Raw genomic sequence first — 18,836 nt, forward strand, 5'->3', positions numbered from 1 at the left:
GGGATGCCCACTATGACGGAGCAAAAACAGTCCGCAGAGACGGTTGAAAAAACAATAAATACGGTTGGAAACTCGCAACCGCCCGAAACAGTGCCTCAAAAGCAAGAATGTTCTGGCACTCTGAGAAGTATTATTACTATTGCAATTATTCTGGCAATCGGTGGCGGCCTTTATTACTACGGACAACAGCAAAGCCATTTACTCAGTGCGGAAAACCATGAACTGCGCCAACAATTGGAATCCTTGAAACAACAGCAATCACAAGATAAACAACGTATTGAAATTCTATTCAAAGAACAATCGCAAGCTTTAAACCATTTTGCCTCACAAGCAGCACAAAATGATCAATTGGATAATCGTCTGCAAGAGTTACAAGCCAAAATCTCTTCGTTATCCAGTTCTGACGTAAAAAGCTGGCTACTGGCGCAAGCTGACTTTTTAGTCAAAATGGCCGGCCGGAAATTATGGAATGATCAAGATGTCGTCACCGCCGCAGCCCTACTAAAAAATGCAGATGCCAGTCTCGCTGAGATGAATGATCCAAGCCTGATTGAAATCCGTCGTGCAATTACACAGGACATCAGCGCATTATCTGCCATCAATCAGGTTGATTTTGATGGTGCCATCCTACGGGTTAATCAACTCTCTAACCAAGTAGATAACCTGCGTCTGGCTGACAACACAATTGATGGTTTACCTATGGATGAAGACAATGATGAATTAACCGGTTCATTATCTGAATGGCGTCAGAATCTGAATAAAAGCTGGAACAGCTTTATAGATAATTTTATTACTATCCGTCGCCGCGATACCACAGCAGAACCATTACTGGCACCAAATCAGGATATCTATCTACGGGAGAATATCCGTGCCCGTCTGTTGATTGCAGCTCAAGCAATACCGCGTCATCAGAGTGAAGTTTTTAAACAATCACTGGAAACGGTTTCAACCTGGGTCAGAGCTTACTTTGATATCAACGATCCAAATACCAAAGCATTCCTAGAAGAAATTGATTCACTCAGTCAGCAACCTGTTTCCATGACGGTACCCAATCATCTTTCAAGTCAGCCTTTACTGGAAAAACTGATGCAAACCCGGGTTCGCAACTTGCTGTCCCAGTCCTCTGAAACCCATCTGGAGGGCTAAGTTATGCTAAAAGTTTTGTTACTGTTTGTTGTACTGATTGTTGGTATTGTGCTTGGCCCAATCGTTGCGGGTCATCAGGGATATGTTCTGATTCAGACTGACAACTACAATATTGAAACCAGTGTTACCGGCCTGTTCATTATATTTGTTCTGTTACAAATGGTGCTCTGCTTCCTTGGCTGGTGCTACCGTAGAGTTATGCATACAGGCTCCCGTACCCGAGGTTGGTTCCTCGGACGTAAACGCAACCGCGCTCATGCTCAAACAAAGGAAGCGTTAATCAAGCTGGCCGAAGGTGATTTTAAACAAGTTGAGCAATTACTGACCCGTAATGCTGATCATGCAGAACAACCTGTAGTCAACTACTTGCTGGCAGCCGAAGCAGCCCAACAACGTGGAGATGAATTCCGTACTAATCAGTATCTGGAACGTGCGGCAGAAGTCGCAGACAATAATCAGTTACCTGTGGATATTACCCGTGTACGTATTCAACTGGCACAAGGTGAAATTCATGCAGCTCGCCACGGTATAGACAAACTTCTGAATCAAGCTTCACGCCATCCAGAAGTTTTACGCCTGGCTGAACAGGCTTACACAAGATCGGGAGCTTACCAGTCACTGATTGATATACTGCCAACAATGGAGAAAATCCATCTGCATGATGAGTTACAAATTCATAAACTACGCCAACAAGCCTATATCGGTCTGATGAATCAATATATGGCAGAACAAGGCAGCGAAGGTTTAAAACGCTGGTGGCATGATCAAAGCCGTAAAATTCGCCATAACGTGGCTTTGCAGATTGCAATATCTGAGCATTTGATTGAATGTGATGACCATGAAACAGCACAAAAAATCATCCTGGAAAGTTTAAAACGTCAATACGATGAACGTTTATTGTCGTTGATTCCACGGTTAAAAAGTGAAGATCCAAAGCCGGTACAAAAAGCGCTGGACCATCAGTTAAAGCAACATGGCGCAACCCCTCTGCTAAACAGTACTCTTGGACAGGTTGCTTTACGCCACGGAGAATGGGAAAAAGCAACAAAAGATTTTCAAGCCGCATTAGATCAGCGGCCAGATGCCCATGATTATGCCTGGTTAGCAGATGCATTGGATAAGTTACGCAAACCGGAAGAAGCGGCACAGGTTCGCCGTGAGGGATTGGTGCTAACTTTAAAGCGCGAGAGTGATGTAGCTAATAGCCAATAGTGCCAGCTAACCTCTAGTTTCATAATCTATCCATCACTATTCCTTTAAGATATTCATTTCATTGATTAAAAATGCCCTCCACACGAGGGCATTTTTCTAGCCATACTTTCTGGCAAAATCTTCATCAGAAGTGCAAAGATAAATAATAAATTCAATAAATGAGATAAAATAGGGGATAAATGTCCAGCAAAATAACAAATATAAAATCCCCATACCAATTTTACCCAGATAAAATTTATGAGCACCAATAAAGCCAAGAAAAAATGCCAACAATGCAGCAACAATTCTGCTTTTACTACCAGAAGAATATGCCTTTATCACCGCACCACAATGCGGGCATGATTGTGCCGATTCATGCAACATTTGACCACAACCAAAGCATCCGATCATTTTTGACATCTCTATTTCCTTTAAATAAGTTAGGAAGAAATAACTGTAACTAAGTCAGTTTTATAGCAGAAACCAATAGTCGTATTTCCTGTTTTGCTTATATTAATATCTAAACAGTATATAAATCTATCAGAGATTCCCTAACGATAGACAAAAAAAACACCTACCCTAGAAATAAAGATAGGTGTACAAATACAATCAGGTCTACAGACGGATAGTGCCTCACTCAACGTTAAGTCCGATCGGCGATGAAAAGATGGCTATATCTTACTCATCTGTGACATGGACAATAGGCACCGATAATCGGCTCTGCATCATCCCTGGGTTTATGAAGCATATGCTGTCATAAGAAATAGGATGAGCATCTACGTTTTGTAGTAATGCATTTAACATGCCAACTTTTATCCGGATGATAAATCGCTTCACCTCATCGGTTATTTCTCTATTTATTACAACGAGAAAGCAAATCATCACAAAATCCACTTCATTGACTGTCTCTTATTTGAGACAACGTATAACACATTTATTATTTTTCATTTTAATTCAATATGTTATAAGTCTCTTATTTGAGACAGCTAATATATCAATCGTCGTCAAAATACAACAAGATGAAAAATTATTATATAAAACAAGTAGCTAATGTCGGAAAACAATTCACTGAACTTAAATTGAATCAAGCACACACTACGAGTAATGAACAGAAGGGGAAACAAAAAATAGGAAAGGAGAAAGCAAAAAACCCTGCATTGCAGGGTCCTTCAGAATTTGGTCGGCGAGAGAGGATTCGAACCTCCGACCCACTGGTCCCAAACCAGTTGCGCTACCAAGCTGCGCTACTCGCCGAAATTTTTTTCTTTTTTATGGTGCGAAGGGGGGGACTTGAACCCCCACGTCCGTAAGGACACTAACACCTGAAGCTAGCGCGTCTACCAATTCCGCCACCCTCGCGTGTCATAAAAAAGATGGGGTGGCTAATGGGACTCGAACCCACGACAACTGGAATCACAATCCAGGGCTCTACCAACTGAGCTATAGCCACCATAACAGCTATTTTACTACTATATTGCAACTTACAAACAGCGGAAATACACCGCAGCTCTTGCACGCAAATTAATGGTGCGCCCGACAGGATTCGAACCTGAGACCTCTGCCTCCGGAGGGCAGCGCTCTATCCAGCTGAGCTACGGGCGCTTAACGCCGTTGCGGATGGGGATAGTACGGATTTAATGATATACTGTCCAGCGCTTTTTTTAAGAAATGATGCGTTTGATTACACCTTACTCACTTCGTTGATAAAGCCAGCTATCACGCCACTACCCGCTACAGCTATGACAGTAAATCAGACTGTTGGTTTTCTGCTGCAAAAAAACCTTACTATCCAATAAATCAGCGACACTATCAGCAGAAAACCTCCACCTACCAGCAATGAGAAACGAGTATCCGGGTTAATTGCCATACCTACCAATACACAGCATAAAAATGCCAGTGTCAGATAATTCACATAGGGGAACAGGATAGATTTAAAACTATGTTGCTTCAGTGCCTCTTGATGGTACTGACGAAAACGCAACTGGCTCACCAGAATAACAAACCACGGAATCATTCCCGGCAATACACTGGCACTGTAAACATAAACAAAAACTGCCTGTGGATTTGGGATCAGGTAATTCAAACTGGAACCTATCAGCAAGCACAAAATTGTAATGGCAATACCGATTACCGGCACACCATTCTTTGACAATTTTGTTAGCGATGAAGGTAACTGACGGTTTTGCGCCAATGCGTAGAGCATCCGTCCACCGCTGTACATGCCACTGTTACAACCAGAAAGTGCAGCGGTCAATATCACAAAGTTAATCACAGCTGCCGCTGAAGTGATACCCACTTTGGTAAAGGTCATCACAAACGGACTACCCTGTGAACCAACTTCTATCCACGGAAATAAGGTAACAACAATAAAAATCGCCCCCACGTAGAAAATCAGAATACGCCAGAGAATATTATTAATCGCTTTTTTCAACGTAACCTGTGGATTCTTAGCTTCACCCGCAGTGATGCCTACCAGTTCCACACCCTGATAAGACGCAACAACAATACAAAGCGCAAACAGAAACCCTTGCCAACCACCAGCAAAAAAGCCACCATGAGCAGTCAGATTATCCAATCCAATAGGTTGCCATTGATTACCAATACCAAAAAATATCAATCCCAAGCCAATCAGGATCATGACGATAATTGTGGTCACTTTAATCATAGCAAACCAAAATTCCAGTTCACCATAAAGACGTACCGCCGCGAGGTTCGCTAAAGCGACTAATGCCACCGCAATCAATGCTGATACCCATTGGGGAAGCTCAGGAAACCAGAACTCGGCATAAACTCCGATAGCTGTTATTTCTGATATCCCTACTGCCACCCACATAAACCAATAACCCCAAGCGGTCAGGCATCCCCAATATGGGCTGAGATATTTATGACCAAAAGAAGCGAAAGAACCCGTGACAGGCTCAAGAAACAGCATTTCACCCATGGATCGCATAATGAAGAAAACAAAAATTCCGGCAATAATGTAAGCCAGCAAAACAGAAGGACCAGCCCATTTCAACGTGCTGGCTGAGCCCATAAACAGACCGACACCAATAGTTCCACCTAATGCGATTAGCTCAATATGACGGGCTTCTAAACCTCGTTGTAGGCCCTGTTGTTGATCTGCCATAAATTCCCTGTCCATTGTTATGTGTTTTAATGTGCAATAGTTCAAAATATACAAGACTGGTTTTGACCAGCCATAAAAATGGCAAGGATCAAAACACGTTTTTCCGCTCAGTGAAATAAAAAATTACCTAATAATTAGTACAGATGACAAAAGCCCGGCAGGATCAAACGGTTATATAGACGCTGTGAAATGAATTTTTTAACAGCCTGCCGCAAATTGTTATACGACAGGCAGACAACATATTTACAGACGATTGCGGTAGTAATATCCCAGAAATTTCAATAACTTAAACTGACGACGGACACGACTTGGCTGTGATAACAAACGATAAAACCACTCAAGCCCTAGGTTCTGCCATACTTTTGGCGCACGTTTTACGTGGCCGGTGAATACGTCATAAGTACCACCAACTCCCATATAGAGAGCACCGCAATGAATTTTACAACAGTCACGCATGAAAATTTCTTGCTTAGGCGACCCCATTGCAACTGTCACAATTGCGGCTCCGCTAGCATGAATCCGTTCAAAAACAACATCACGCTCTTCTGACGTGAAATAACCATTCTGACTACCAACAATATTAACGTTCCACTGAGTCCGCAGTTTGTTTTCCGTCTGTTCCAATATCTCTGGTTTACCGCCAACCAGAAAAACGGGGGTGCCTTCTTTGCCAGCACGCTCCATGATGGCTTCCCACAGATCAGCACCGGCTACGCGGGAAACTTCAGCATCAGGGTATTTACGGCGGATAGCGCGTACAATGCTGATACCATCAGCATACAGATACTCTACTTCGCCCAGCAGTGTACTTAACGCTTTATCTTCCTCTGCCGTCAGAACTTTTTCCGCATTAACCGCAACCAGAGTACCGGTTTTTACCTGCCCACTTTGAAAAATATGGTCAAGAAAGTGTGCCATATCGCGGAAGCCCCAAATATTCAGACCGCGAATACTATATTTGGGAATATTGTTTAGCCCCATTTTCTTTCCTTACATTGCAACAGACGTTTTTGCGATACAGCCAGGTTACTGGTCAGGTATTTTCTAATAAGCCCTGCACTCTCAAGTAACCAATACAACAACTTAGCAACCACCAGACATAAACCAAAAATAATACAGAAAAATACCACACGGGAAACAAATGAATCCAATCCTTCACGAGCCAGTACTATCATGTTGAAGATCGCGCCAAAGCAGAATGCCTGCAAAATAGCGGCCTTATAACGATTAGTCTCCTGTTTCCCTAACTCATAAATCCAGTCAAACCACTTAATTATCAACCCAACAACAATCGCACCAACCGGAACAAACAGTACCCCGCCCATAACCACCAGAGAACCTATCAAAGTCGGGGAGATTGCCAGACCAGAGTGGTTATCCAGTACTTCCCAGGTGAAGTAATTCGCTGAATTCAACACCGCATCAGGGCGCCCAGGCCAGAGCCAGCTTGGAATAAAAACATAGAAATCACGGATAATCGGTGCTAACCCCTGAAAATCGATTTTGTCGTAGTTATTCAGCAATAACGCCAGATTTTCCCACGGCGAGAAAGTATCCCTAGTGAGGTAGAGGAAGGTATAAAACGCTTCTGCACCATTGACATCCAGGCTATAACGTTTGAGCGCCAACCAGAACATGCCAACAATTCCCATTACTCCCGCAGTCATCAGCATCCACAAGGTTATCCAGCCACGAACAATGCCGATAAACAGGAATAACGCAAACGCAATAATAATATTAGCCCTTGTTCCCCCAACAATGACATAAGTCAGAATCCCAAAAGCAACCGTGCTCATCAGAAAAAACAACCAGCGTAATTGTGTCGGTTTCAAGAAATAAACTACTAACATGGCAGGAATAAAGAAGTAAAAGAACCGCTTTAAAGCAACACCAGAAACCTGACTGGAAAAAATCTGACTGTACGACTGTAATTTAAACAATAGAAAACCGTTTTGCATAAAGAACAACCCAACGGTCACAACCGCAACCAATACCAGCAATAACCATGTGAAGTTCGTTTCTACCCGGTTCATGGTGAATACGGGTGTTTTAAGCTGTATAGACGGCTTTCTTAGCCGGGTTTTATAACTGACGTAATAAATTCCATAAAAACAAGTTGAAGCCAGCAGAGCGTGTAATAAGGAATCTACAGGTACCACCTCAACATCGAATTGAAAAACCAACAAGCATGTCAGAGGGAAACCAAAATAAAATGTTAGCAAATAAAGCAATGAGAAGAACACGTTAAAATTAAAGCGTACACGCCGGAATTCCTGATAAGTCAACGTCAGGATAAAAACCAGTGATATCAGATAAACAACAAATAATCCGCCAAATTGCGTTAAAGTCATTGCTGCTCTCCTGCCGCTTTTACCAGCGCTTGCCGCCAGCCATCAACAAAATTCGGGCTGAAGAAAGTTATCGCATTTCTATCTAAGGAAAGCATCTGCCGTTGTGCTTCCATAATTAGTTGGTTATCTAAAGAATCATCGGAGAAAAATACCGGAACCTGCTGTTCTGTTAAATCCTGCCAAAAAAGATTCTGACGGCTAAGCACAAGCGGCACACCAAATTGTATCAACAGACAAATTGTTCCAATCCCCTGCTGGCGGTTAAAAATGAAATACCCTAAATCACAACGGCGCAATAATGCCAAATAATCATCAAACGCCATATTTTGCTTAAGAATTGTTAAATTCTCCGGCCGGAACAGCGATAAAGCAACCTGCTCAACCTGCTCAATATAAGCCTGATTATTTTCCGGATAACCCATTGGGATGACTATTTGTACCTTATCACCAAACTGCTTATGAATAGCTTTCAGTGCAGCAATATGACGATTTGATCGATCACCGGAGTTCCCCAACAAAATTGCCATTTTGTTATCGTCAGAAGGCACTTTTTCTGCAATCGTCAAGGCTGGGTCCATTCTGGTTGGGAAATAGAGCAATGACGTTGGTACTTTCGGATGATGTTGAGAATAAAAATAGAGATCTCCCCGAACCGCAAATACATGCCCTACCCGACGTTGCGCCAGGCGACGCAGGAAATAAAACAGACGGAATTTTAACTGACAGGAGTCTTCATAAAGATCGGCGCCCCAAGCATGCCACCAGAATTGATTGCGTTTGATTTTTCCTGATAACAACGCTAACCACAAACCCGCATTAAATTGCCCATGAAAAAAAAATCGGCAATCCCGGTCTGACTGGGCTTTAACAATAACAGCTTGAGACAGAGATTTTTTACTGTCGAAAAATGCCATATCCAATGCCGGGCAATCACCCAATGAAGCTCGATCCCTAGCCACTACCATAAACTTTGGTTTGGCTGAAAAACCAATTTCTTGCGCTAAGACGTCATTAAAAAAGCGCAATACCGTTCGATTATGATGGGGGATATCAGATCCCAGGACGTGAATTAGGGTTGTCATGCTCGCCTGCGATAAATAAGAAATGCACCACAACAAAGGGTGAAATAAACAATATAAGTTGCCATATAAGCTTGCGCTGCACCTAACGATCCATTAACAGGAATCAGCCAGTGGGCAAAACCAGTAAGCAGCAAAAACTGGCTGACTTCAGTCAGCACATAAAAACGCAACGCCGCTTTGGCAATCACCAGATAACCAAAAACGTAAGCGCCCACTTTCAATACATCACCAATCAATTGCCAAGCAAACAAATCACGCATAGCAGTAAATTTGTCAGAAAACAACAACCAGATGGCAAAATCGCGCAACAACCATACGGTAAAACTTGCAAATGCCACTGCTGGCAAAACAAATTTCAACGCTTTAACTATTTCATTTGATATTTCGCCTTTACCCTTCAATCGTGAAAGCGTTGGCAACAGATAAACGCTGAAAGAAGCAGTGATAAATTGCAGGTAAGCATCGGAAATACTGCTTACACCTTGCCAAATACCCACATCATCCCAACTATAATGCGCTGCCAGCAAGTTTCGCATCATAATGTAAGCAACCGGTAAGGTAATGGAAGTCAACAGAGCCATAAGGGTAAATTTGCCGAGCTCGCTAGCCAGTACCTTATCCCACATGGGCTTAAGATATGAGAATGAAATCTCTTTACGACGCAAAAGCATCAATCCCGCTGGAAATATTATCAGCGCCGGCACTAAGGCCAAACCAGCTAAAGCACCTTCATACCCACCAAGGGTGAAACAGAAATAATAGGCAATCACTCCTATCAAACTACCGAGAATAATCGCCAGCGCATTCCCCTGAGCATCCCGGTATCCTTTCAAAATAGCCAGAAAATAGTTAGCACAGGCAATACCCATTTGAATAAATGAGAGCGCCTGCACAACTGGCTCATAATCCCTATGACCAAATAACCCAATACTGATCGGCCCGCTAAACAACAGAAAAATCACGGCCAACAGAGTGGAAAACCCGAGAATAATGGCAGAAGAAGTCCCCAGTACCGCACGCAACCTTTCTGGTTGCTGCTGATACTCCGCAACATATTTAGTCACACCATTAAAAATACCGGCACCAGCCAACACCCCAAGGACAGTAATGAGCTGACGGAAGTTACCTGCCTGCCCAACCCCGCTAGGGCCGAAAGCAACGGCCAGTAATTTAACGATTAAAAGCCCCACACCGATTTTTATCAGTGTAGAGCCCGCAGTCCATATTGATGCTTTAGCCAATGACATATCAGGCGAAGTATTCCCTGATATGTTCGATAACACTCTGCTGTTCAGCATCTGTTATGTTGTAAAACATTGGCAAACGTACCAAGCGATCACTTTCACTGGTAGTGAAACGATCTTTTCCGTGGAAACGGCCAAATTTTTCACCGCCCGGGCTGGTATGCAGAGAAACATAATGAAATACCGTCAGTACACCAGCATCTTTCATATAGCTATTAAATGCAGAACGCTCTTCAACATCTTTCAGTTTGATATAGAACATATGAGCATTATGTTCCAATCCTTCCGGTACTACAGGTAATGTCAGGTAACCAGCATCAGCCAGCGGTTTTAATACCTGATAATAGGTATTCCACAAAGCAAGACGACGTTCATTGATTTTCTTAGCTTCTTCGAGTTGCGCCCACAAATAAGCAGCTTGAAGATCTGACATCAGATAACTGGAACCAATATCGCGCCAAGTGTATTTATCAACTTGACCACGGAAAAACTGGCTACGATTCGTTCCTTTTTCACGGACGATTTCAGCACGCGAGATCAGGGATTCATCATTGATAAGTGCTGCACCGCCTTCACCACCAGAAGAGTAGTTTTTGGTTTCATGGAAACTGTAGCAACCAATGTGCCCGATAGTTCCCAATGCGCGCCCCTTATAAGTAGACATTACCCCCTGGGCTGCATCTTCCACGACAAACAGATTATATTTCTCTGCCAGAGCCATGATGGTATCCATTTCACAAGCCACACCAGCGTAATGAACCGGAACAATCACTCGTGTTTTATCTGTAATCGCCGCTTCGATTTTGGTTTCATCAATATTCATGGTATCTGGACGGATATCCACAAAAACAACGGTTGCCCCACGCAGTACAAACGCATTAGAACTGGAAACAAAAGTGAAACTCGGCATGATAACTTCATCACCGGGCTGGATATTCAGCAAAATAGCCGCCATTTCCAGAGAAGCTGTGCAGGATGGCGTCAGCAAAACTTTCGGGCAGCCGAAATGTTGTTCCATCCACTCTTCACAACGTTTGGTAAAACCACCGTCCCCACAAAGCTTACCGCTCTCCATTGCCTGCTTCATGTAATCTAATTCAGTGCCGACTACTGGTGGTCTGTTAAATGGAATCATTTCGTCCCCTATATAACCAATAAGCAGTGCTTTCAACAAGTGCACCACTGCGTGTATAAAGGCGCAAAGCAGCGATGTTGCTGGTTTGTGTTGCAATTCTTAATTGCTGTATTTGATGGTGTTGACACCACTGTTGCGCCACCGACATTAATTTTGAACCAATTCCACCGCCGGTATTTCCTGGAAATACGGCCAGCAACCCCATACGAGCCTCACCATTCCCTAAATCCCGCAAAGTAACAAACCCTGCGGGTTGTCCGTTATCTCCGTTTACCAGTAAACATTGATGATCAAATGTCCCTAATACCGCTTTCTCAACCCAGGTAGCATAGAAACGGCCACTATCCTGCGGCTGATACCACGGGGCACGGAAACGGCTTAAAGAAAATATTTTGGCAGCTATCTCTTTCAGAATCGGGATATCCCGCTGTTCCGCCGGGATCAGCACATTCTTAGAGTTGTTACTATGAGTAATATAAGCATTTTCTATGCCAATCCTTAAGGAAAGATCAACTTCCCCCTCCACCAGCGAAAAACCCAACACGGATAACCCATCAATGAGATCTAATCGTTGTGCGGGCACTTTGGCCTGCACCAAAGCGTACTGTTCTAATTGAGGTAAAGTTAACAACCTGGCATCAGGTGTGAAATCAAGGCGAGCAGTGGGCAACCCAAAGTAATGACTATCCCACTCTAATGGTTCAATACTGGCGCGAACGGACATGAAGTAGATCCAGCAGATATTGACCGTAGCCAGTTTTTGATAAGGATTTTGCTGTCTTTCTTAACTGCTCATCATCCAACCAGCCATTACGCCAAGCAATTTCTTCAAGACAAGCAATTTTAAAACCCTGACGTTTCTCAACAGTCTGCACAAAAGTGCTAGCCTCAATCAAGCTGTCATGAGTACCCGTATCCAGCCAGGCAAAACCACGCCCTAACAGTTCAACATTCAACTCACCACGTTCCAAATACATCTGGTTAATGCTGGTAATTTCCAACTCACCCCGTGCAGAAGGTTTTACCTGCCTGGCAAAATCCACGACCTGATTATCATAGAAATAGAGACCCGTTACCGCCCAGTTTGATTTTGGATTTTCCGGCTTTTCCTCTATGGAAAGAACGTGGAACTCGTCATCAAATTCCACCACACCAAATCGTTCAGGATCCATCACCTGATAACCAAAAATAGTCGCCCCTTTTCCACGGGAAACAACTTTTTTCAGTTTTGGGCTAAACGCTTGCCCGAAGTAGATATTATCTCCCAATACCAAGCAACTGGGCTCCCCGTTAATAAACTCTTCACCAATCAAAAAAGCCTGAGCTAAACCATCTGGTGATGGCTGTTCTTTATAACTCAAGCGAATACCAAATTCGTCACCATTGCCAAACAGCCGGCGGAAAGAAGGTAAATCTTCTGGTGTGGAGATAATCAGAACATCACGTATCCCTGCCAGCATCAGTACTGACAAAGGATAGTAAATCATCGGCTTATCATAAATTGGCAGTAGTTGTTTGGAAACACCTCGTGTTATCGGATGCAACCGGGTACCCGAGCCCCCTGCCAGAATAATGCCTTTCATGTTACCTCCAGAGTAGCTTAGTTTTCACCTAACCCAAGACGTTCACCAGCATACGATCCATCCTGAACCCTACGCCACCAATTTTCATTTTCCAGATACCATTGAACTGTTTTGCGAATCCCGGATTCGAAGGTTTCCTGTGGTTTCCAACCCAGCTCATGCTCAATTTTCGCAGCGTCAATGGCATAACGCATATCATGACCAGGACGATCTGCGACATGAGTAATCAAGTCACGATAATAAGCAGTACCTGCTGGCTTCTCAGGACGAAATTCTTCCAGAAGCTCACAAATGGCACAAACCACATCAATATTTTTGCGTTCGTTATGACCGCCAATATTATAGGTTTTACCCGGTTCAGCTTCTGTTACAACCAAATAAAGCGCTCTGGCGTGATCTTCCACGTACAACCAATCACGGATTTGCTTCCCTTCGCCGTATACCGGCAAAGATTTGCCTGCTAATGCATTCAAAATTATTAATGGGATCAATTTTTCCGGGAAATGGTAAGGGCCATAGTTATTTGAACAATTGGTGATAATTGTCGGTAAACCATAAGTACGGTGCCATGCTCTTACCAAATGGTCACTGGATGCCTTGGACGCTGAATATGGACTGCTTGGCGCATAAGGTGTTGTTTCAGTAAAGAAACCATCCTCACCATGCAAATCTCCATACACTTCATCCGTTGAAATATGATGGAAACGAAAGGCAGCTTGTTTCTCTTTACTCAGTTTCTGCCAAAAAGCCCGAGCAGCTTCCAACAAAGTATAGGTACCAACAATGTTAGTTTCGACAAATGCCGCAGGGCCATCAATAGAGCGATCTACATGGCTTTCTGCCGCAAGATGCATCACACAATCCGGCTGATACTGCTCCAAAACCCGATCCAGTGCTTCACGCTGACAGATATCAATCTGTTCAAACGCATAACGTGTGCTATCCGTAACAGAGTCAAGAGACTCCAGATTACCAGCATAAGTCAGGCTATCAACTACAACCACGCTGTCTTCTGTATTATCAATAATATGCCGCACAACAGCGGAGCCAATAAAACCTGCTCCACCTGTGATTAGAATACGTCTCAACGCCAGACTCCTTTTGTATCCACAATCCATTTCTGTTTAATTTCACAACCATTTACAGCTTTAAACTGATTATGATCCACCAGCATCAACAAGATATCAGCTTCTTCCAACGCTTTTTCCAGGTTAATCAATTGAGTCATTCCTTTCAAGGAAGCAGGTAATTCATGGACATTAGGCTCTACAGCCAATGTCTCACCTGCATGCCATTGAGCAATCATACGAGTGATATATACCGCTGGACTCTCACGTAAGTCATCAATATTTGGCTTAAATGCCAGGCCAAAACAGGCGATTTTCACTTCGCTTGCACGCTTTCCACTTTCAGCCAGACAATCCGCAACAGCCGCTTTTACTTGATCCACAACCCACAGTGGCTTGCCATCATTAACCAGACGTGCTGTATGGATAAGACGTGATTGTTCCGGATTTTGGGAAACAATGAACCACGGGTCAACAGCAATACAATGCCCCCCCACTCCAGGGCCGGGCTGAAGAATATTTACACGGGGATGACGGTTTGCCAGACTGATAAGTTCCCACACATTGATGCCTTGTTCAGCACAAATCAGAGAAAGTTCGTTGGCAAATGCAATGTTCACATCCCGGAAACTGTTTTCTGTCAGCTTACACATTTCTGCTGTTCTTGAGTTAGTGATAACACATTCACCTTCAAGGAAGATTCTATACAGTTCACTGGCTCTGGCCGAAGATTTTGACGTCATACCGCCAATAACGCGGTCATTCTTAATCAGCTCGACCATAACCTGTCCCGGTAATACACGTTCAGGACAGTAAGCAATATCAATATCAGATTCATCTCCCACCTGTTGTGGGAAAGTCAGATCAGGGCGCTCTGCCGCTAACCATTCTGCCATCTGCTCTGTCGCACCCACTGGCGAGGTAGATTCCAGAATAACCAGATCGCCTTTTTTCAGAACCCGCGCCACGGATTCAGCGGCAGAACGGACATATGTCATATCCGGCTCATGATCACCTTTAAAAGGAGTTGGAACAGCTATCAGAAAAGCATCTGCGGGTAACGGAGAAACTACTGCTTTCAGGTAGCCACCTTCCACAGCAATTTTCACCACTTTATCCAGATCCGGTTCTACAATATGAATTGCGCCACGGTTAATCGTTTCTACCGCATGCTGGTTAACATCTACCCCAATGACTTTCTTATTGTGCAATGCAAACGCTGCCGCAGTTGGCAAACCAATATAACCAAGACCGATAACTGATATAGTTTCAAAACTCATAGTGTCACCTGATTTTCTTCAAAACGTCGAGAATACGTTGACAGGCATCGCCATCCCCGTAAGGATTATGAGCGCGGCTCATTTGCTGATAGGCAGTATCGTCTGTCAACAATCGAGTCACCTCCTCCACAATTGTTCTTGTTTCTGTCCCTACCAGACGTACCGTTCCCGCATCCACCGCTTCTGGCCGTTCAGTAGTATTACGCATCACCAGTACAGGTTTTCCTAAAGAAGGTGCTTCTTCTTGAATACCACCGGAATCCGTCAGGATCATATAGGCATGATTCATCAAATAGACGAATGGTAAATAGTCCTGTGGTTCGATGAGAATGATGTTATCAATATCATGCAAAATACGCTTTACCGGCTCACTGACATTCGGGTTTAGATGGACCGGATAGACTACCTGTACTTCTGGATGGGCGCGGGCTATCTGTGCCAATGCTTCACAAATTCGCACAAATCCACCACCAAAACTTTCACGACGATGACCCGTTACCAAGATCATTTTTTTATTAGTATCAATAAACGGGTAATGTTCCGCCAGCTTATTCCGCATAGCTTCATCATTCATTATTCGATCGCGTACCCACAACAACGCATCGATCACCGTATTACCCGTGACAAAAACTCGATTATCTGCAATTGATTCTTTCTGTAAATTCTTGCGAGAGTTTTCCGTCGGAGCAAAATGATACATTGCCAAATGCCCGGCAATCTTACGGTTTGCCTCTTCCGGCCAAGGGGAATAGAGATCACCGGTTCTTAGTCCAGCTTCAATATGACCAACAGGGATACGCTGGTAGAACGCAGCCAAACTGGTCGCCATAGTTGTTGTGGTATCTCCGTGAACTAATACAACATCAGGCTTAAATTCTGTCAAAACGGGCTTCAATCCTTCCAGAATACGACATGTAATATCCGTTAAATCCTGCCCTGATTTCATAATATTGAGATCAAAATCGGGAGTGATCTCAAAAAGATGTAACACCTGATCCAACATTTCCCGATGTTGGGCGGTGACACATACTTTTGCTTCAAAGGCTTCATCCCTTGCCAATGCATGTACCAGCGGAGCCATCTTGATGGCTTCCGGCCGGGTACCAAACACAGTCAACACTTTCACAGTGACTCTCTTATTGGTCAGTAACTTGCAGACTTTCCTGCAAAAAATACTCTTTGATGCTATTTACTTCTGCTTCTGGAGTTGCAGAAAATATCTCTAAGAAGCAGTTATTCATATAATTATTTGATTATTTACGTGAACGTCGTATTAATGCCACGCCAGCACCAACCAAGGCACCAACTGCGCCCCACATGATTATCAAAAACACTCTGCGAGGACTGTCTCTGGTAACGGGTTCCTCTGGTGTTCTCAAATAGCGGTAAGTCTGAAATTGATCCTGTAATGTCGGACCAACATTTAACGTCGCTAACATTGCAATATTCTGGTCATAATCCACATCATAGTCGGGACCTGTCGCTTCCAGAGTTTCAAGCTGAGCCTGTAATAACGGCGCACCTAACATAAACATTTTTGAGTCAGGCAATTGATCCATCGGAGTATCAGTTTGATTACGCCGAATTCCTTGTTTTTCTGCAACCTTCAGCGATTGCTGTAACACATTCATTTCGCGGTTATAAACCGCTTTAGCAACCATTTCCTGGCGCTTAACCAATGCTGTCATAGACTGAGTGCGGGTAGCCCATGCCCCTTTTACTTCATCATTCAAATGAGTACTGGCACGACTGTTAGCAAAAGCAATGTACTGGCGCAAGAGTTGATTTGCTTGTGCAGAAGATTCTGCTGTCAGTTTAATACTGTCATTCAACACTTTTTTATCATCATGAGGAATGAACTGAATATTGTTGACTAATTCATCTAATAAGGCCGCGTCAACTCTGACATCACCTTTCTGATGCTGCTTGTAATAATCAGATTTTAACCAGAATTCACGGCGAGTATCATATGCCGCGACCTGAGTAACGAATTCCTTATAAGCTTCTTCCGGAATAGACGGTAACTGCGTTTCCGGTGAAATGTTAATGTGAGTATCCAAATTGCGCAAAAACTGCTGCTGAGAGTAATAGCTCCCCAAATGACTAGTGGTAGGCAAGTCAGTAGTGGCCGTTGCACTCCATTTTTGTTGCATCAGATATGTCACACCAAGAGCTATAGCAACGAAAATAACTGTCAGTACGACAATCCATATCTTTCCGCGCCATAGAGCACTGCACAAGGCTCTGATATCCAGCTCATGTTCCAGAGCTTGTTCATCCTGAATAGATTTCGTTTCTGATTTTATCACTGCACAAAACCTCTGTTAGATAGATGTTTAATGGTTAACTGAACGGCGCATACGACGTTTTTGCCGTTTGATGAAACGAGCCACCCGCCATGCGTGCTTGATGCAATAGCCATACAACATAAATGCAAGCAAAAAAAGTGCCAACATTACCCATTCAGGCACAAACTCCAACCATTCCCCGGTAATTCCAATAGCAGCGAATAAAGCTGCGGCAACAGTAATCAAGATAAATGCCTGACGTGATGAGAATCCAGCCCGCATAATCAGATGATGAATATGTTGTCTGTCAGGAGAAAATGGGCTCATCCCTTTACGTAACCGACGGTACATAATGGCAACCATATCCATTAATGGAATGGCGATAATCCATAATGCAGTCACTGGATTAACCGGATGCTCATTCCCCTGAGTAGATTCAATAAGCAACCAGATAATTGTAAAACCAATCAATGTACTGCCTGCGTCCCCCATAAACACTTTGAAACGCTGGCTTAATAAACCAAGATTAAAAATAATATAAGGGAGAATGGCAGCAATAAATGCAAAACACCATAATGCCAGTGCAGTGTTACCACTTTGATACAGTAAGATCCCTAAAGCACCGAAAGAGACGCAGGATAATCCACCCAACAATCCATCTATTCCATCAACCATATTGAATGCATTGATGGCAGCCCAGACAGCAAATAAAGTCACAACATAACTGAACGGCCCAAGTGTCATGTCCCAAGAGCCAAAAGCATAACCAAGACTATTTAATTTCAAGCCGGCAAAATACATCATCGCAATACCAACCAGAGCCTGGATAGTTGCCCGGATCTTAACGCTGATGTCAAAACGGTCATCCAATGCGCCAATAAATACCAGCACACCAGCACAAACCAAATATAACCACTTATGAGGAATAAATTCTTTAGTGATAACAAAAGCAAAACAGACCCCGGTAAATACTGATATCCCTCCCACCAAAGGCACCAATCCCTGATGACACTTACGATAATTGGGTTTATCAACGAGACCGATTTTCTTTGCTACTTTGCGCGCTATAAACAAAAACGCAAACGAAAACAGAAAAACGCAAAAAACTTCGATATCCATGCTGAAAATATTCACGATAACAACTCTCTGTAAAAATAAAGACACCCTGGTTATTTATTATCCAAAACCCAATCCCACAAGCACTCCAGCTTGCGAAAACACTGCTTTATTATGGAAAAATTAATGGCCTTTATATCATTTTTGTGACATTTAATTTTAAATAGATGGCAGTATGTGAAATGTTTGCAAAATACATACCATATTTACAACACCATAATCATGG

16 protein-coding genes and 4 tRNA genes are annotated in these 18,836 nt (G+C 43.3%); 2 read left to right on the forward strand and 18 right to left on the reverse strand.

Features of this window, described 5'->3' with window-relative positions:
- Window positions 1–12 precede the first annotated feature (12 nt).
- Both hemX and hemY read left to right on the forward strand, forming a co-directional pair.
- Window positions 13–1,146: a uroporphyrinogen-III C-methyltransferase gene (gene hemX / locus PTE_RS06750; protein WP_036844172.1), complete on the forward strand. Its 1,134-nt coding sequence runs from the start codon at window positions 13–15 to the stop codon at window positions 1,144–1,146.
- Between the two features lie 3 nt (window positions 1,147–1,149).
- Window positions 1,150–2,358 carry a protoheme IX biogenesis protein HemY gene (gene hemY, locus PTE_RS06755; protein WP_036844173.1) on the forward strand — a complete coding sequence of 403 codons (1,209 nt, stop codon included), beginning with the start codon at window positions 1,150–1,152 and terminating at the stop codon, window positions 2,356–2,358.
- Between the two features lie 96 nt (window positions 2,359–2,454).
- Here hemY and PTE_RS06760 read toward each other — a convergent pair whose 3' ends face one another.
- From PTE_RS06760 to wecA, 18 genes are all read right to left on the reverse strand, one after another.
- Window positions 2,455–2,757, reverse strand: a complete 303-nt coding sequence (locus PTE_RS06760) for an NINE protein (protein ID WP_036844174.1) — start codon at window positions 2,755–2,757, stop codon at window positions 2,455–2,457.
- Window positions 2,758–3,514: 757 nt separating this feature from the next.
- Window positions 3,515–3,591, reverse strand: a tRNA-Pro gene (locus PTE_RS06770).
- Window positions 3,592–3,609: 18 nt separating this feature from the next.
- Window positions 3,610–3,696: transfer RNA gene (locus tag PTE_RS06775), tRNA-Leu, on the reverse strand.
- Between the two features lie 15 nt (window positions 3,697–3,711).
- Window positions 3,712–3,787: transfer RNA gene (locus tag PTE_RS06780), tRNA-His, on the reverse strand.
- A 75-nt stretch (window positions 3,788–3,862) separates the two neighbouring features.
- Window positions 3,863–3,939 (reverse strand) — tRNA-Arg (locus PTE_RS06785).
- 148 nt (window positions 3,940–4,087) lie between these two features.
- A complete protein-coding gene (gene thrP, locus PTE_RS06790; RefSeq protein ID WP_036844176.1) occupies window positions 4,088–5,464 on the reverse strand; it encodes a bifunctional threonine/serine APC transporter ThrP in 1,377 nt (458 codons plus the stop codon).
- A 243-nt stretch (window positions 5,465–5,707) separates the two neighbouring features.
- Window positions 5,708–6,445: a lipopolysaccharide N-acetylmannosaminouronosyltransferase gene (gene wecG / locus PTE_RS06795; RefSeq protein WP_036844177.1), complete on the reverse strand. Its 738-nt coding sequence runs from the start codon at window positions 6,443–6,445 to the stop codon at window positions 5,708–5,710.
- A complete protein-coding gene (gene wzyE / locus PTE_RS06800; protein ID WP_036844178.1) occupies window positions 6,436–7,815 on the reverse strand; it encodes an ECA oligosaccharide polymerase in 1,380 nt (459 codons plus the stop codon). The genes wecG and wzyE overlap by 10 nt, the downstream gene beginning before the upstream one ends.
- The gene (locus tag PTE_RS06805; protein ID WP_036844179.1) at window positions 7,812–8,897 is read right to left on the reverse strand and encodes a TDP-N-acetylfucosamine:lipid II N-acetylfucosaminyltransferase; all 1,086 of its coding nucleotides are present in this window, start codon (window positions 8,895–8,897) and stop codon (window positions 7,812–7,814) included. Before PTE_RS06805 ends, wzyE begins: the two co-directional genes overlap by 4 nt.
- Window positions 8,894–10,144 (reverse strand): lipid III flippase WzxE, encoded by a 1,251-nt coding sequence (wzxE, locus tag PTE_RS06810; RefSeq protein WP_036844180.1) that lies wholly within the window; start codon window positions 10,142–10,144, stop codon window positions 8,894–8,896. Before wzxE ends, PTE_RS06805 begins: the two co-directional genes overlap by 4 nt.
- Before the next feature lies 1 nt (window position 10,145).
- Window positions 10,146–11,276: a dTDP-4-amino-4,6-dideoxygalactose transaminase gene (gene rffA / locus PTE_RS06815; protein ID WP_036844181.1), complete on the reverse strand. Its 1,131-nt coding sequence runs from the start codon at window positions 11,274–11,276 to the stop codon at window positions 10,146–10,148.
- Window positions 11,263–12,000: a dTDP-4-amino-4,6-dideoxy-D-galactose acyltransferase gene (rffC, locus tag PTE_RS06820; RefSeq protein ID WP_036844182.1), complete on the reverse strand. Its 738-nt coding sequence runs from the start codon at window positions 11,998–12,000 to the stop codon at window positions 11,263–11,265. Before rffC ends, rffA begins: the two co-directional genes overlap by 14 nt.
- Entirely contained in the window at window positions 11,978–12,859 is an 882-nt protein-coding gene (gene rfbA, locus PTE_RS06825; RefSeq protein WP_036844183.1) for a glucose-1-phosphate thymidylyltransferase RfbA, read from the reverse strand. Before rfbA ends, rffC begins: the two co-directional genes overlap by 23 nt.
- Before the next feature lie 17 nt (window positions 12,860–12,876).
- Entirely contained in the window at window positions 12,877–13,947 is a 1,071-nt protein-coding gene (gene rffG, locus PTE_RS06830; RefSeq protein WP_036844184.1) for a dTDP-glucose 4,6-dehydratase, read from the reverse strand.
- Window positions 13,944–15,206 carry a UDP-N-acetyl-D-mannosamine dehydrogenase gene (wecC, locus tag PTE_RS06835; protein ID WP_036844185.1) on the reverse strand — a complete coding sequence of 421 codons (1,263 nt, stop codon included), beginning with the start codon at window positions 15,204–15,206 and terminating at the stop codon, window positions 13,944–13,946. The genes rffG and wecC overlap by 4 nt, the downstream gene beginning before the upstream one ends.
- A 4-nt stretch (window positions 15,207–15,210) precedes the next feature.
- The gene (wecB, locus tag PTE_RS06840) at window positions 15,211–16,332 is read right to left on the reverse strand and encodes a non-hydrolyzing UDP-N-acetylglucosamine 2-epimerase (RefSeq protein ID WP_036844186.1); all 1,122 of its coding nucleotides are present in this window, start codon (window positions 16,330–16,332) and stop codon (window positions 15,211–15,213) included.
- Between the two features lie 127 nt (window positions 16,333–16,459).
- On the reverse strand, window positions 16,460–17,515 hold the full coding sequence (gene wzzE / locus PTE_RS06845) for an ECA polysaccharide chain length modulation protein (RefSeq protein ID WP_036844187.1): 1,056 nt from the start codon (window positions 17,513–17,515) through the stop codon (window positions 16,460–16,462).
- A 27-nt stretch (window positions 17,516–17,542) separates the two neighbouring features.
- A complete protein-coding gene (wecA, locus tag PTE_RS06850; protein ID WP_152963479.1) occupies window positions 17,543–18,613 on the reverse strand; it encodes a UDP-N-acetylglucosamine--undecaprenyl-phosphate N-acetylglucosaminephosphotransferase in 1,071 nt (356 codons plus the stop codon).
- Between the last annotated feature and the right edge of the window lie 223 nt (window positions 18,614–18,836).

This window comes from Photorhabdus khanii NC19, assembly GCF_000517265.1.
GTDB lineage: Bacteria > Pseudomonadota > Gammaproteobacteria > Enterobacterales > Enterobacteriaceae > Photorhabdus > Photorhabdus khanii.